This is a genomic window from Enterobacter cloacae complex sp. P29RS (genome assembly GCF_014893445.1).
Lineage (GTDB): Bacteria > Pseudomonadota > Gammaproteobacteria > Enterobacterales > Enterobacteriaceae > Enterobacter > Enterobacter intestinihominis.
This window is the reverse complement of sequence record NZ_JADBPZ010000009.1, coordinates 20360-33991: the sequence shown is the minus strand read 5'-3', so window position 1 is coordinate 33991 and position 13632 is coordinate 20360. Positions and strand designations below refer to the sequence as shown.

General features: G+C 56.0%; 13 protein-coding genes. 5 read left to right on the top strand and 8 right to left on the bottom strand.

Annotated features, from left to right (window positions below; translation table 11 throughout):
* Positions 1 to 83: 83 nt before the first annotated feature.
* The 3 genes from nirD to tsgA all read right to left on the bottom strand — a co-directional run bounded on the left by nirD (position 84) and on the right by tsgA (position 4395).
* Positions 84 to 410 (bottom strand): nitrite reductase small subunit NirD, encoded by a 327-nt coding sequence (gene nirD, locus IM282_RS08655; protein WP_022649617.1) that lies wholly within the window; start codon positions 408 to 410, stop codon positions 84 to 86.
* Positions 407 to 2950, bottom strand: coding sequence for a nitrite reductase large subunit NirB (nirB, locus tag IM282_RS08650; protein ID WP_022649616.1), 2544 nt, complete (start codon positions 2948 to 2950; stop codon positions 407 to 409). The genes nirD and nirB overlap by 4 nt, the downstream gene beginning before the upstream one ends.
* Positions 2951 to 3210: 260 nt before the next feature.
* Positions 3211 to 4395, bottom strand: coding sequence for an MFS transporter TsgA (tsgA, locus tag IM282_RS08645; RefSeq protein ID WP_022649615.1), 1185 nt, complete (start codon positions 4393 to 4395; stop codon positions 3211 to 3213).
* A gap of 278 nt (positions 4396 to 4673) precedes the next feature.
* Between tsgA and ppiA the strand changes: the two genes are divergently transcribed.
* From ppiA to IM282_RS08625, 4 genes are all read left to right on the top strand, one after another.
* Positions 4674 to 5246, top strand: coding sequence for a peptidylprolyl isomerase A (gene ppiA, locus IM282_RS08640; RefSeq protein ID WP_022649614.1), 573 nt, complete (start codon positions 4674 to 4676; stop codon positions 5244 to 5246).
* A gap of 105 nt (positions 5247 to 5351) precedes the next feature.
* The gene (locus IM282_RS08635) at positions 5352 to 5936 is read left to right on the top strand and encodes a putative adenosine monophosphate-protein transferase Fic (protein ID WP_023298771.1); all 585 of its coding nucleotides are present in this window, start codon (positions 5352 to 5354) and stop codon (positions 5934 to 5936) included.
* A gap of 30 nt (positions 5937 to 5966) precedes the next feature.
* On the top strand, positions 5967 to 6530 hold the full coding sequence (gene pabA / locus IM282_RS08630) for an aminodeoxychorismate synthase component 2 (RefSeq protein ID WP_022649612.1): 564 nt from the start codon (positions 5967 to 5969) through the stop codon (positions 6528 to 6530).
* 87 nt (positions 6531 to 6617) lie between these two features.
* A complete protein-coding gene (locus IM282_RS08625; RefSeq protein ID WP_176486846.1) occupies positions 6618 to 7838 on the top strand; it encodes an aspartate aminotransferase family protein in 1221 nt (406 codons plus the stop codon).
* On the opposite strand, the gene IM282_RS08620 is transcribed toward IM282_RS08625, so the two are convergent.
* Both IM282_RS08620 and crp read right to left on the bottom strand, forming a co-directional pair.
* Positions 7835 to 9922, bottom strand: coding sequence for a YccS/YhfK family putative transporter (locus IM282_RS08620; protein ID WP_192970345.1), 2088 nt, complete (start codon positions 9920 to 9922; stop codon positions 7835 to 7837). The two genes, IM282_RS08625 and IM282_RS08620, sit on opposite strands and share 4 nt — an antisense overlap.
* 57 nt (positions 9923 to 9979) lie before the next feature.
* Entirely contained in the window at positions 9980 to 10612 is a 633-nt protein-coding gene (gene crp, locus IM282_RS08615) for a cAMP-activated global transcriptional regulator CRP (protein WP_000242758.1), read from the bottom strand.
* Positions 10613 to 10922: 310 nt separating this feature from the next.
* Between crp and IM282_RS08610 the strand changes: the two genes are divergently transcribed.
* The gene (locus IM282_RS08610) at positions 10923 to 11327 is read left to right on the top strand and encodes an OsmC family protein (protein WP_022649609.1); all 405 of its coding nucleotides are present in this window, start codon (positions 10923 to 10925) and stop codon (positions 11325 to 11327) included.
* 85 nt (positions 11328 to 11412) lie between these two features.
* Here the strand turns inward: IM282_RS08610 and IM282_RS08605 are convergent, their stop codons facing one another.
* Genes IM282_RS08605 through IM282_RS08595 form a run of 3 tightly spaced genes read right to left on the bottom strand, consistent with a single transcriptional unit; the run spans position 11413 to position 13549 of the window.
* Entirely contained in the window at positions 11413 to 12282 is an 870-nt protein-coding gene (locus IM282_RS08605; RefSeq protein WP_171936761.1) for a phosphoribulokinase, read from the bottom strand.
* Positions 12283 to 12311: 29 nt separating this feature from the next.
* On the bottom strand, positions 12312 to 12530 hold the full coding sequence (locus IM282_RS08600) for a YheU family protein (protein ID WP_003861664.1): 219 nt from the start codon (positions 12528 to 12530) through the stop codon (positions 12312 to 12314).
* Positions 12527 to 13549, bottom strand: coding sequence for a hydrolase (locus IM282_RS08595; RefSeq protein ID WP_048966613.1), 1023 nt, complete (start codon positions 13547 to 13549; stop codon positions 12527 to 12529). Before IM282_RS08595 ends, IM282_RS08600 begins: the two co-directional genes overlap by 4 nt.
* Between the last annotated feature and the right edge of the window lie 83 nt (positions 13550 to 13632).

Genomic DNA, 13632 nt, shown 5'->3' with positions numbered 1-13632 from the left:
AGCAGGAATCGTACAGAACATACGGTTTTTCCTGCCGTTACCCATAAGGGGTCATAAGCCTTTCCTATTGAAAAGGCGAGGGGTTACGCTTTCAGCTGCACCTCGCCGTCCTTCACGCGGACGTCGTAGTGTTTGACCGAGAAGCTTTCATCTTCCATGCAGCGCCCGTCGGTTAAGCGGAAGCGCTGCTTTTTCAGCGGGCTGGCAACCCACAGTTCGCCCTGGTGCTCCGCAATCAGACCGCGGGAGAGCACGCTGGCCTCGAAGAACGGGTCGATATTGCTGATGGCAAAAACCTGTTCATCGTGGCGAGGGCGGAAAATCGCCACCTGCTCGTTGCCCAGCAGGGCACAGACGCCGGTTGCTGGCAGAATGTCGTTAATGTTGCAGATGTTTACCCACTGGCTCATGCGTTTTCCTCCACCAGCATCACCGGAATACGTTCATACGGGGTCGCTGGACGATGCTGTTCGCGCTCCGGCACCACCTGCACGTTCGGGTCGCGCTGGGTGCTGTTGATAAAGTGTTTGAAGCGCGTCTGCGCCGCTGGCGTGTTCACGGTTTCGGTCCACTCGCAGATAACCGCCTCGCGCAGGCGAGTCATCTCGGATTCCAGCTGTTCATTCAGGCCCAGCTTGTCGTCGATAATGACTGACTTCAGATAGTCGATGCCGCCTTCGAGATTATCCAGCCAGGACGCGGTACGGGTCAGCTTATCGGCGGTACGAATGTAGAACATCATGAAGCGGTCGAGGTATTTGATCAGCGTATCGCGATCGAGATCGGCAGCCAGCAGATCGGCGTGGCGAGGTTTCATCCCGCCGTTACCGCACACGTACAGGTTCCAGCCTTTCTCGGTGGCGATAATACCCACGTCTTTACCCTGTGCTTCCGCACATTCACGGGTACACCCTGAGACGCCGAACTTCATTTTGTGCGGCGTACGGATACCTTTGTAGCGGTTTTCCAGCTCGACGCCGAAGCCCACGCTGTCGCCCACGCCGTAGCGGCACCAGGTGCTGCCCACGCAGGTTTTCGCCATGCGCAGCGCCTTGGCGTACGCGTGACCGGTTTCGAAGCCCGCCTCAATCAGCTGACGCCAGATTTCCGGCAGATCATCTTTCTGCGCACCAAACAGGCCGATACGCTGGGAACCGGTGATTTTGGTGTACAGATTAAACTCACGGGCGATACGGCCCACGGCGACCAGCCCTTCAGGGGTAATTTCTCCCCCGGCAGAACGCGGGATCACCGAGTAAGTCCCGTCTTTCTGAATATTGGCCAGGAAGTTATCGTTGGTGTCCTGAAGCGGAGTGTGTTCTGGTTTGAGCACATATTCGTTCCAGCAGGACGCAAGCAGGGAACCGACGGTAGGCTTACATACTTCACAGCCATAGCCCTGGCCGTGTTTCTCCAGCAGTTCGTCGAAGGACTTAATGCCTTCCACGCGGATCAGGTGGTACAGCTCCTGGCGAGAGTAAGCGAAGTGCTCGCACAGGTTGTTGTTCACTTCAATGCCCTGTTTTGCCAGCTCGGCGTTCAGCACCTGGGTGACCAGCGGGATACAGCCGCCGCAGCCGGTCCCGGCTTTGGTTTCCGCCTTCAGCGCCGCAACGGTGTGGCAGCCTTTGTTAATGGCGGAGATCAGCATGCCTTTGGTGACGTCGAAGCAGGAGCAGATTTGCGCGCTGTCCGGCAGTTTATCCACGCCAATGGACGGCTTACCGCTGGAGGCGTGCGCCGGGAGGATCAGCGCATCCGGGTTTTCCGGCAGCTCAATGGCGTTCAGCACCAGCTGGAGCAGGTTGCCGAAGTCGCTGGTGTCGCCCACCAGCACCGCCCCGAGCAGGGTTTTGTTGTCCTGGCTGACGATAAGACGTTTGTAGACTTCTTTGCTTTCGTCCAGATAAACATAGCTGCGGGAGTTCGGGGTGCGACCATGCGCATCGCCAATACCGCCCACGTCCACGCCCAGCAGCTTCAGCTTCGCGCTCATGTCTGCGCCGGTGAAGGCGTTTTCGCTGCCGAGGATATGGTCAACGGCGACCTGCGCCATTTTGTACCCAGGTGCAACCAGACCGTATACGCGGTTATTCCAGCTGGCGCATTCGCCGATGGCGTAGATGTCCGGATCGGAGGTCTGGCAGGTGTCGTTGATCATGATCCCGCCGCGCTGCGCAACGGCCAGACCGCACTGAGTAGCCAGCTTGTCGCGCGGGCGAATGCCGGTGGAGAAGACGATGAAATCCACTTCCAGCTCGCTGCCGTCGGCAAAGCGCATGGTTTTACGCGCTTCAGTGCCTTCCTGCACGATCTCTTTGGTGTTCTTGCTGGTGTGAACCTTCACGCCCATGCTTTCGATTTTACGGCGTAACTGGTCGCCACCCATATGGTCCAGCTGTTCCGCCATCAGCATCGGGGCAAATTCGATGACGTGGGTTTCAACGCCGAGGTTTTTCAGTGCGCCTGCCGCTTCCAGACCCAGCAGACCACCACCGACAACCGCGCCGCGTTTGCTTCGACGTGCGCAGGATTCAATGGCGTTGAGGTCTTCAATGGTACGGTAAACGAAGCAATCCTGGGTTTCCGAACCTTTAATCGGCGGGATCCACGGATACGAGCCTGTCGCCATGATCAGCTTATCGTAAAAAACCGTGCGTCCGGCGCTGGAGTGGATCACTTTCTCCTGACGGTTGATGGTGATAGCGCGTTCGCCCACCAGCACTTTTACGCCATGCTTCTCGTAGAAACCTTCACGCACCAGAGAGAGTTCTTCGGCGGTATGGTGAGAGAAGTAGGAGGACAAGTGCACACGGTCGTACGCCTTGCGGGGTTCTTCACAGAACACGGTAATATCGAACTGGTTAGCATCGGCTTTATCGAGAAGATCCTCAATAAAGCGGTGGCCGACCATGCCGTTACCGATGATAGCGAGTCTGACTTTGCTCATTTTTGCCTCGATTTCTTTTCTATTACTGCCTACCTTAACGATTCAGCAGGGGCACTTATTGATGCAAATCAAATACGCCTTCACCTACCCCTTAGGGGGTATATCTATGATTTGTCAGGATTTTTATAAGTTACGGATATTGTTTGATTTTTGTGCTTGCTTGTTTTTCGCACAATTTTGGTGGGGTTTTTTACCCATCGGCGGGCAGGGCGGGTGAGCAGGGGAAAACCCCTTTGCAGTACGCAAAGGGGTTACGGCGATTAGTGGGTAGCTGTTGCCGGGTTGTGTTGACGGTGACGGGTCACAAAGCCCAGCACGAAGCACATGATGAACACCACGGCGTACAGACCGTTAGCGGTATGCAGCGCCGCCAGCGGGCCGCTGTGCGCCACAATTGGGCCCGTGACCACGAAGGTCAGCATGGTGCCGATGGTGCCGCAGGTCAGCACGAAATTCACCAGCTTTGGCGAGGCCACTTTGGTCTGAAGAGAGCCAAGGGTGATGATCGAGGTATAAATCGCGCTGGAGAAGAAGCCCAGGGTCAGGATGAACCACGGCATATGCTCCGGGGAACCGTTGATGAACAGATACATCAGCACGGTTGCCAGACCCGCCAGAACGGTCAGGATCCGTTGCAGGTCGAAGAAGCGCAGGATAAAGCTAAACGCCCACATGCCGAACATGTAAGACATCCAGAAATCGCTCACCAGTTTACCCGCGTCGTTCAGACTCATGCCCAGACCTTTCGCGTATTCAGGAACCCAGGAGATAAAGCCCAGCTGGCCGAGGATGTAACACAGCGCGGCGATGGAAAGGAACAGCACGCCGATACCCCATTTTTCTTTCGCAACTGGCTCAGACGTGGTCTGCGCTTTTTTGCCCAGCACCGGGAACTCGCAGCCGAAGGTGAGAATAAAGATCGCGACATAGACCAGACCAATGCAGGCGTACACCCAGTACCACTCAATACTGCGCGCCAGAAGATACGCGGCGACCATCGGGAAAATCATCCCGGCCATGCTGAAGAAGGAGTCGGTGAACAGCAGACGCGCGCCGCGCTGGCGGCCTTCATACATATGGGTGATCAGGAACGTACCAATCGACATGGTGATCCCGCTCACCAGGCCCAGCACGAACATGGCGGCAGAGAAGAGGGCGATGCTGTGGCTCAGCACCAGGCCCGCCACGGCGGCAACCATTAGCACGAAGCCGAAGCGCAGCTGGGTTTTCAGCGGCACGATTTCCATCAGCCAGGCATTAAGGAAAATAGAGATCAGGATCCCCGCGTTCAGGAAAGTGAAGGTATTGCTCATGCTGGAAACGGGCAACTGGAAATAGTCTGCGATATTTCCCATCACCATCCCGGTGACGATCACCAACGCGCCGGTCAGGGCGTAGGAGAAGAAGCTGATCCATGTGAGCTTGATGCGATTGCTGTTAGTCATGTCTGGCCTGTTAAAAGTAAAGAAAAACGCAATGACTGCGTTTGAGCGGGCAGATTTTAGTCGCGAAAGTGATCTAATTAAATCTTTTCAGAAAATATTGAGCACAATTGCAGGCTTTAACGTGATGGAGATCACATTAAATCGCGGGGTGAACAATCGTTTGCGCGGTAATAATTGTTTCAATTTCGTAAAATTAGGTAAAAGACTGGTCTGGGGTCATACTGCTCTTTAGAATCAAGCCATTCGCTTTTTATACTGCGCTTTGTTAAGGAATTCTCATGCTCAAATCAACACTGGCGGCTGTCGCAGCTGTGTTTGCTCTTTCTGCCGTTTCCCCTGCTGCGCTGGCAGCTAAAGGAGACCCTCACGTCCTGCTGACTACCTCTGCGGGGAATATTGAGCTGGAGCTGGATAGCCAGAAAGCCCCTGTTTCTGTGAAAAACTTCCTCGACTACGTGAACAGTGGTTTTTATAACAACACCACGTTCCACCGCGTGATCCCGGGCTTTATGATTCAGGGCGGCGGTTTCAACGAGCAGATGCAGCAGAAAAAGCCTAACCCGCCAATCAAAAATGAAGCGGATAACGGCCTGCTGAACAAGCGCGGCACCATTTCCATGGCGCGTACGGCGGATAAAGACAGCGCCACCAGCCAGTTCTTCCTCAATGTGGCGGATAACGCCTTCCTGGACCACGGCCAGCGCGACTTTGGCTACGCGGTGTTCGGTAAAGTGGTGAAAGGCATGGACGTGGCGGACAAGATCTCTCAGGTTCAGACTCACGATGTCGGTCCATACCAGAATGTGCCGTCTAAGCCAGTGGTGATTCTCTCCGCGAAAGTGCTGCCGTAATCGTTCCCTCACACGGGCACATCCTGCCCGTGTCTTTCCGCCCTCCCTGCGAAAGCGCGTTTTGCTGCTTATACTTGTGGCAAACGGACTATTCAGGGAGGCGTAGTGAAAAAACTCACCGACAAGCAAAAATCCCGACTCTGGGAGCAACAGCGTAGCGTCAATCTTCAGGCCAGTTGCCTCCTTGAAAAAGGCAAGGGTCCCGCTGAACCCGATATCGAGACGCTGGCACTGGGGCCTTCTGCACCGGGTTTACCCCATCTGTGCCTTATTCACCGCCATTTATTCCGCAACGAAATGAAAGGCGCTGGCGAGCTGCGCACCGCCGATATTTCCAAGGGCGACATTCCATTTTGCCATTTCGAGTACATCGAGAAGGTGGGTAATGAGCTGATGGCTTCGCTGGAAAGCGATAAATATCTGGTGGGCCTTCAGAAAGAAGAGTTTACAGACAGAATTAGTCATTACTACTGTGAAATCAACATGCTACATCCGTTTATGAGCGGTAATGGCGTGGCTCAGCGGATCTTCTTTGAACAGCTGGCGATCCATGCGGGCTACGTGCTGAACTGGCAGGGGATCGACCCGGACGACTGGGCATCTGCCAACCAGAGCGGGGCGATGGGTGATCTGACCGCCCTGAATGCTATCTTTGCCAAAGTTGTGAGCGAAGCGCGGGGATCTGAGTAAAATAGGGCGGCCATTTTTTCAGGAGCCGCCATGATTCTGCTGATTGATAACTACGATTCCTTTACCTGGAACCTTTACCAGTATTTTTGTGAGCTGGGGGCAGAGGTGGTTGTCCGCCGTAACGATGAGATCGCGCTGGCTGACATTGACGCGCTGGCGCCCCAGAAAATCGTGATTTCGCCCGGGCCGTGTACGCCGTCGGAGTCCGGTATCTCGCTGGAGGTAATCCGCCACTATGCGGGCAAGCTGCCGATTCTGGGCGTCTGCCTGGGTCACCAGGCCATTGCGCAGGTCTTTGGCGCCAGCATTGTCCGTGCCGCGAAAGTCATGCACGGCAAAACCTCACCGATCACGCACACCGGTACCGGCGTATTCCTGGGGCTAAACAATCCGTTAACCGTGACGCGCTACCATTCTCTGGTGATTGATCCGCCGACCCTGCCCGCAGACTTTGAAGTGACAGCCTGGAGTGAGACCCGGGAAATCATGGGCATTCGCCACCGCGAGTACGATCTGGAAGGGGTGCAGTTCCACCCGGAAAGCATTCTCAGCGAACAGGGGCACGCACTGCTGGCCAATTTCCTTAATCGCTGAATATCTGTTGCCTTGTTGTGATTTTTTATGCATATTTTGTGATTATATTTTCACAATCACTGTGACATAAAAATGGATGGTCATGACATGGCAACTGAACAACCAGCAATTACCCGCGCGACATTCGATGAAGTGATTCTGCCGATTTATGCACCGGCTGAGTTTATCCCGGTGAAAGGGAGAGGCAGCCGCGTCTGGGATCAGCAGGGCAACGAGTATGTTGATTTCGCAGGCGGTATTGCGGTGACGGCGCTGGGCCATTGCCATCCTGCGCTGGTGGACGCGCTGAAAACGCAGGGCGAAACGCTGTGGCACACCAGCAACGTGTTCACTAACGAACCGGCGCTGCGTCTGGGGCGTAAGATCATCGATGCCACCTTCGCCGAACGCGTGCTGTTTATGAACTCCGGCACCGAAGCCAACGAAACCGCCTTTAAGCTTGCGCGCTACTACGCAACCACGCGTCATAGTCCGTACAAAACCAAAATCATCGCCTTCCATAACGCCTTCCACGGTCGCTCGTTCTTTACCGTTTCCGTTGGCGGCCAGCCGAAGTATTCCGACGGCTTTGGTCCGAAACCTGCGGATATCATCCACGTGCCGTTTAACGATCTGCACGCCGTTAAAGCGGTGATAGACGATCACACCTGTGCCGTGGTGGTCGAACCCATTCAGGGGGAAGGCGGCGTCACGGCGGCCACCCCGGAATTTCTGCAAGGGCTGCGCGAACTGTGCGACGAGCACCAGGCGCTGCTGGTGTTTGATGAAGTGCAGTGTGGGATGGGGCGTACCGGAGACCTGTTCGCTTATATGCACTACGGCGTAACGCCGGATATTCTGACCAGCGCGAAAGCGCTCGGCGGCGGTTTCCCGGTCAGCGCGGTGCTCACCACCCAGGATATCGCTTCCGCATTTCATGTGGGCTCACACGGCTCCACTTACGGCGGTAATCCGCTGGCGTGCGCCGTGGCGGGAGCGGCGTTCGACATCATTAATACGCCGGACGTCCTGAATGGCGTGAATGCGAAACGCGCCCTTTTTGTGAAACATCTTCAGCAGATTGACGAACAGTTTGATGTCTTCAGTGAAATCCGCGGAATGGGGCTGCTGATCGGTGCCGAGCTGAAGCCTCAGTACAAAGGCCGCGCGCGCGATTTCCTGCACGCCGCCGCGCACGAAGGCGTCATGGTGCTCAACGCCGGGCCGGACGTGATGCGCTTCGCGCCGTCGCTGGTGGTGGAAGACAAAGACATCGAAGACGGGTTAACCCGTTTTTCCGCGGCGGTGGCGAAGATCGTCAGAGGCTAATACGCGGTTCGTTTTAACCGGCGCGTTAACCAAATCCCGTGATGCGGACGCTGACGCCATGCCACCGACGAAATGGTGTGCATGGTGTTGAGATGCCCGAGAACGCGCTGTAAATGCTGCTCAAGGGTGCTCATCGGCCCGTGGGTCAGCGTCTCCGGCGCTTCCAGAATGTTCGAATCCCCTGACTCGCCCGGCGCGTCGTACTCCAGACGCTGCTGACAGCGCTGGAGGGCAATTTCACACGACTGCAAATAGCGCTGCGCCAGATCCGGCGTCAGCATGGTGTGCTCGCGCGCCAGCGTGGTCATGGCATTGATGTGTTCGACGATAAACTGGCTGTGCGTGACCCACAGCTTCATGTCTGCCAGATAGTGCGAGTTGAAGCCCGGCTCCTGCATGGCCTGGTTAAGGGAGTTGAACAGGGCATTATGCGCCTGGTTGACCTTCATGCGCTCGTAGGCCAGCGGAGACGGCTGCGGGTCGTCGCTCAGGATCAGGCGAATGGCCTGCTGATCCGCCTCCAGCGCGTCGTGGGCGTTTTGCCTCAGTAATCCACTTTGCCACTGCGGCCACAGCCAGACCATGCCGCCAAAGGCGATCAGGCAGCCAATCAGGGTATCGACCAGGCGGGCAATAATTAACTGATCGGCGTTGAGCGTAAGCAACTGCAGGGTGTACACCGCCGTTACCGTAAAGCCCACCGTCGCCCAGCCGTAGTTTTTACGGATGATCAGATAACTCACCATCGTAATCGCCAGCATGCCGACCAGCGTATACCCTTCCGGCACGTGGAAGTGCAACGTTACGCCCGCGATAATCAGCCCCGCCATCGTGCCGCCCGCCCGATGCAGAATGCGCACCCGCGTGGCACCATAGCCGTTCTGGGTGACAAACAGCACGGTCATTAAGATCCAGTAGGGTTTCGGCAGGTGCAGGGCCATTCCCATCAGGCTGGCGATGCTGAGCATGACGCTAATTCTTGCGGCGTTGCGCAGGGCGGAAGACCTCAGCGACAGGTAGCTTTTGAGCGCAGGCAGCAACGGCAGTCGTTTTTGCTTATCGGCCATCAGGTCCCGGGCATAAAGCGGGCGCTGGGTGCGCAACACCCGGGCGATGCGGCTGAAATGCCAGGCGGCAAACTGCCCGACCGGGTTATCCGCGTGCTGACGCGCAATCTTTTCCAGCGCGCCGAGCTGTTTGTCCATGTTAAAGCGCGTCGGATAGCGGTGATAGAGGATATCCTCAGCCAGCACCCGCAGGCGCGCCGCGACGGTCTGCGCGTTCCAGCGGATCACCGCTTCCGCATGGCTGCGCTCCACCAGCTTTTGCACCTCTTCCGGATTATGAAGGCTGACGGAAATATGCTCCTGCAAATCCAGCCCGACCTGGAAGGTACGCAGCAGCCGCTTATATTCATGATTTTTGTTGGCGGCAAGCATGTGCAACTGCTGATAGCACTGGCTGATCAGATCCACCACTTTTTGCTGGCGTGCCAGCAGCGGCGGCAGGGATTTTTCCGGGTCGGTATGTTGCGTGAGCAGGGTGTATTTTGCTTCGCAGTATTCAGCAAGCTGCACGTAGAGCAGGCTCAGGGATTCGCGAAGCGGCTGTTCCCGCCACAACCAGAACCAGAACCAGTTAAACAGCCCGTACCACAGCGTGCCGAGGGCGTAGATCAGCAATGGCTCCCACACCGGCATATTGCCCGCAAGGCTTAAGGTGAAGATGGCGGCAATCAGCGACGCGGGAAGCAGGCGGGCGTGCAGCGAGCTGATTTCAGCGGTTACGCCAAGCGTCATCGCCAGCACGGTCAGGATCAGCGGCAGAGGAATGTCGCGGGCCAGTAAGAGTTGCACGGCAAGGCTACAGCCGGCAAACAGGCAGCCGCCAATAATCAGGCGTTTGAAAAAGCGTTTATGCGGGGTGTCCAGACCGGCAATGTTGCAGCAGGCGGGCACGAGGGAAAACAGCAGGCCTTGCTGAAGATGTCCGAGGATCAGGCCCACGGCCACGGGAAGACACAACACCAGCGTTTGTCGCAGTGCGTAGTTAACTTCCGGGTGATAGATCAGCCTGCGCCACATAAGGAGTAGAGACAAAAACGGCGTGCCACCCTGCGGCGGCACGCCGTCTGACCGGAATTAACGGGTCCCGTAAACCACGATGGTTTTACCGTGGGCGGAGATCAGGTTTTGATCTTCCAGCATCTTCAGGATACGGCCCACTGTTTCACGGGAGCAGCCGACGATCTGACCGATTTCCTGGCGGGTAATTTTAATTTGCATACCGTCAGGGTGGGTCATGGCGTCTGGCTGTTTCGCCAGGTTCAACAGCGTCTGCGCGATACGACCGGTCACGTCCAGGAAGGCGAGGTTACCCACCTTCTCAGAGGTCACTTGCAGACGGCGTGCCATCTGGGAAGAAAGACGCATCAGGATGTCAGGGTTGACCTGAATCAGCTGACGGAATTTCTTGTAAGAAATTTCAGCCACTTCACATGCTGTTTTTGCACGAACCCAGGCGCTACGTTCCTGGCCTTCTTCAAACAGGCCCAGTTCACCGATAAAATCGCCCTGGTTCAGATAAGAAAGGATCATCTCTTTCCCTTCTTCATCTTTGATCAGCACGGCCACCGAGCCTTTAACGATGTAATACAACGTTTCCGCTTTTTCACCCTGGTGAATCAGCGTGCTCTTTGATGGGTACTTATGAATGTGGCAATGAGACAAGAACCATTCGAGAGTCGGGTCTGTTTGCGGTTTGCCAAGCACCATGCGCTGTTATCCTCTGTTATAAGCTGTCACCAGAGTCATAAGATGCATCCGGACTCTGGGGTTGCAATCGAATTCTTACCCATACCTGGGAAGTCGGCTGTCGTAACGTTTCGCAGCCAGTAAAGTTTGATGTCCTCTGCATACATGTGTAACGTCAATGTATTACTGTAGCATCCAGAGTGTTTTAGCATAGCTTTCGCCGCGTGTCTCCTGGTGTCTCGCTTCAGCATGACGCAGGTCGCCTTCCGTTGCGAGAAATGTAACGTACACGTAATCTGTCATAAAAAATGCAACGTTGGAGTGAGTGAATATGCAAGCGCGTGTGAAATGGGTTGAAGGGTTAACGTTCCTGGGCGAGTCTGCTTCCGGGCACCAGGTTTTGATGGATGGCAACTCCGGCGATAAAGCCCCAAGCCCGATGGAAATGGTGCTGATGGCGGCAGGTGGATGCAGTGCGATCGACGTGGTGTCGATCCTGCAAAAAGGCCGTCATGACGTGACCGATTGTGAAGTGAAGCTGACGTCAGAACGTCGCGAAGAGGCGCCACGTCTGTTCACGCATATTAATCTGCACTTTATCGTCACCGGCAAAGAACTGAAGGATGCGGCGGTCTCGCGTGCGGTTGACCTGTCTGCGGAGAAATACTGCTCTGTGGCGCTAATGCTGGAGAAAGCGGTAAACATCACCCATTCGTATGAAGTGATTGAGGCTTAATTTTTGGCGGGTGGCGCTTCGCTTACCCGCCCTACAAAAGCACGCCCGTAGGCCCGGTAAGCGCAGCGCCACCGGGCAAAACAACTCACGCGATTTGCTTTCCTTCCATCAGCCGCTTGACCAGCGGCGTCATGATCAGCTCCATCGCCAGCCCCATTTTTCCGCCCGGTACCACTAACGTATTCATGTGCGAAATAAACGAACCTTGTAGCATCGCCAGCAGCCAGGGGTAATCAATGCCTTCCAGGTTGCGGAAGTGGATCACCACAAAGCTCTCGTCCAGGGAAGGGATGCTTTTTGCGGCGAACGGGTTGGAGGTGTCCACGGTGGGGACGCGCTGGAAGTTAATGTGGGTTCGGGAGAACTGCGGCGTCAGGAAGTTGATGTAATCTTCCATGGAGCGCACCACCGAATCCATTACCGCCTCTCGCGAATGGCCGCGCTCGCTCATGTCACGCGTCAGCTTCTGGATCCACTCAAGGTTAACAATCGGCACCACCCCCACCAGCAAATCCACATGGCGCGCCACGTCGTGCTGAGGCGTCACCACGCCGCCGTGCAATCCTTCGTAAAACAGCACGTCAGTCGGTTCCGGCAGCGGCTGCCAGGGCGTGAACGTGCCGGGGACCTGGTTCCAGGGCACGGCTTCATCGTAGGTATGGAGATACTTGCGGGACTGCCCGGTGCCGCTCTGCCCGTATTCACGGAAGGTTTGCTCCAGCAGGCCGAAGTCATTGGCCTCCGGGCCAAAATAGCTGATGTGTTTACCCAGATCGCGCGCCTTGCGGATGGCCATATCCATCTCCGGGCGCGTGTAGCGGTGAAAGCTGTCGCCCTCTACCTCTGCCGCCCGTAAGTTAAGCTGGGCGAAAATCTTGCGGAAGGCGAGGCTGGTGGTAGTGGTTCCCGCCCCACTCGAACCCGTAACGGCAATAACCGGATGTCTGGCAGACATAGCAACTCCCTGACTGGAAAAGTGTAAGATCAGCCATGAAACGCGTTGCGGGGCATGATATTCACCGTCTCATGCAGTTCGGACCATACCAACACCACGTCGCCGCTTTTAAGCTGGCGCTTCACATCGTTGACCTTTTGTTCAAGCGAACGTTCATGTTCACCATAATCGGTGCCTTCGCGCAAGACAAAGCTTTCAATCAGATTATCGAGCGTTTCGGGAGAGAGATCCTGCCAGGGAATAATCATTTTTTACCGTCCAGATAGGCCGTTAACCAGTCGGGTATACGCGTCTCAAGCCACATTTTTGGCCGACGCAGCGTGCCGCCAACAAAGCCCACGTGCCCGCCGAACTCGGTGAGCTGATACTCCACGTTATCCGGCAGATAGTCAGGGGCGGGGATCGAGTGATGATCCATAAACGGATCGTCTTTGGCGTGGATAATCAGCGTGGGTTTCGTGATTTGATTCAGTAAAGGCATGGCGCTGCACTGACGGTAATAGTCAATCGCATCGGCAAAGCCGTGAATTTTCGAGGTGATCAAATCATCAAACTCGCGCAGGCGCTTCACGCGTTTGAGCTGTTGCAGCGTCACAGGCAGCGTATCCGGATAGGCCTTAAGTTTACGTGCGGCGTTGGCTTTCAGCAGGTTGAGCAGGTAGCGCTGATAGACCCGCGAAAACCCTTTTTCCATATGATAACTGCACTGCTCCAGCATAAAGGGCGCAGAGACAATCACCGCCGCATCCAGCGGCACCGCGTCGCTCTCCTTCGCCAGCAGGCAGGCCAGCATATTCCCGCCCAGCGAATACCCCACCGCTGCCGTTGGTGCCTCGCCGAAATTGTCTCTTAGCCAGCGCAGGAACCAGGAGCCGTCCTCGGTTTCACCCGAGTGATAAATGCGTTTCTGACGGTTAGGCTCGCCGCTGCATCCGCGAAAATGCATCACCACCCCAAGCCAGCCGCGGGCTTTCGCCGCCTCAATGAGACCGTGTGCGTAAGGGCTGTGCAGGCTGCCTTCCAGGCCGTGAAACACCACCAGACGGGGTTTATGTCTGGCCCGATCCGGATCTTCGCTCCAGGCGAGATCCAAAAAGTCACCGTCCGGCAGGTCAATGCGCTGCCAGTGGGGGTTGAACTGCACCTTGCGGCGGATCAGGCGCGGCAGCATGGTTTGCAGGTGAGGGTTAGCCACACCGCGCATGGGCACGAACTCTGCGCTCTCTTCGGCTGCAATGTCGAAGTCTGAGGGAATGATTTGGGTCATAAGGGCGATGCTGATTCTTGTCAGAAATTAACTATACCTTCCGAATTGTACCCCGTTTAGCCCGTTTTTCCGAAACATGAACT

Coding starts and splice junctions, on each gene's coding strand:
- ppiA (WP_022649614.1), top strand. CDS start 4,674: ATGCTCAAATCAACACTGGCGGCTGTCGCAGCTGTGTTTGCTCTTTCT.
- crp (WP_000242758.1), bottom strand. CDS start 10,612: ATGGTGCTTGGCAAACCGCAAACAGACCCGACTCTCGAATGGTTCTTG.
- tsgA (WP_022649615.1), bottom strand. CDS start 4,395: ATGACTAACAGCAATCGCATCAAGCTCACATGGATCAGCTTCTTCTCC.
- IM282_RS08610 (WP_022649609.1), top strand. CDS start 10,923: ATGCAAGCGCGTGTGAAATGGGTTGAAGGGTTAACGTTCCTGGGCGAG.
- nirD (WP_022649617.1), bottom strand. CDS start 410: ATGAGCCAGTGGGTAAACATCTGCAACATTAACGACATTCTGCCAGCA.
- IM282_RS08595 (WP_048966613.1), bottom strand. CDS start 13,549: ATGACCCAAATCATTCCCTCAGACTTCGACATTGCAGCCGAAGAGAGC.
- nirB (WP_022649616.1), bottom strand. CDS start 2,950: ATGAGCAAAGTCAGACTCGCTATCATCGGTAACGGCATGGTCGGCCAC.
- IM282_RS08605 (WP_171936761.1), bottom strand. CDS start 12,282: ATGTCTGCCAGACATCCGGTTATTGCCGTTACGGGTTCGAGTGGGGCG.
- IM282_RS08625 (WP_176486846.1), top strand. CDS start 6,618: ATGGCAACTGAACAACCAGCAATTACCCGCGCGACATTCGATGAAGTG.
- IM282_RS08600 (WP_003861664.1), bottom strand. CDS start 12,530: ATGATTATTCCCTGGCAGGATCTCTCTCCCGAAACGCTCGATAATCTG.
- IM282_RS08620 (WP_192970345.1), bottom strand. CDS start 9,922: ATGTGGCGCAGGCTGATCTATCACCCGGAAGTTAACTACGCACTGCGA.
- pabA (WP_022649612.1), top strand. CDS start 5,967: ATGATTCTGCTGATTGATAACTACGATTCCTTTACCTGGAACCTTTAC.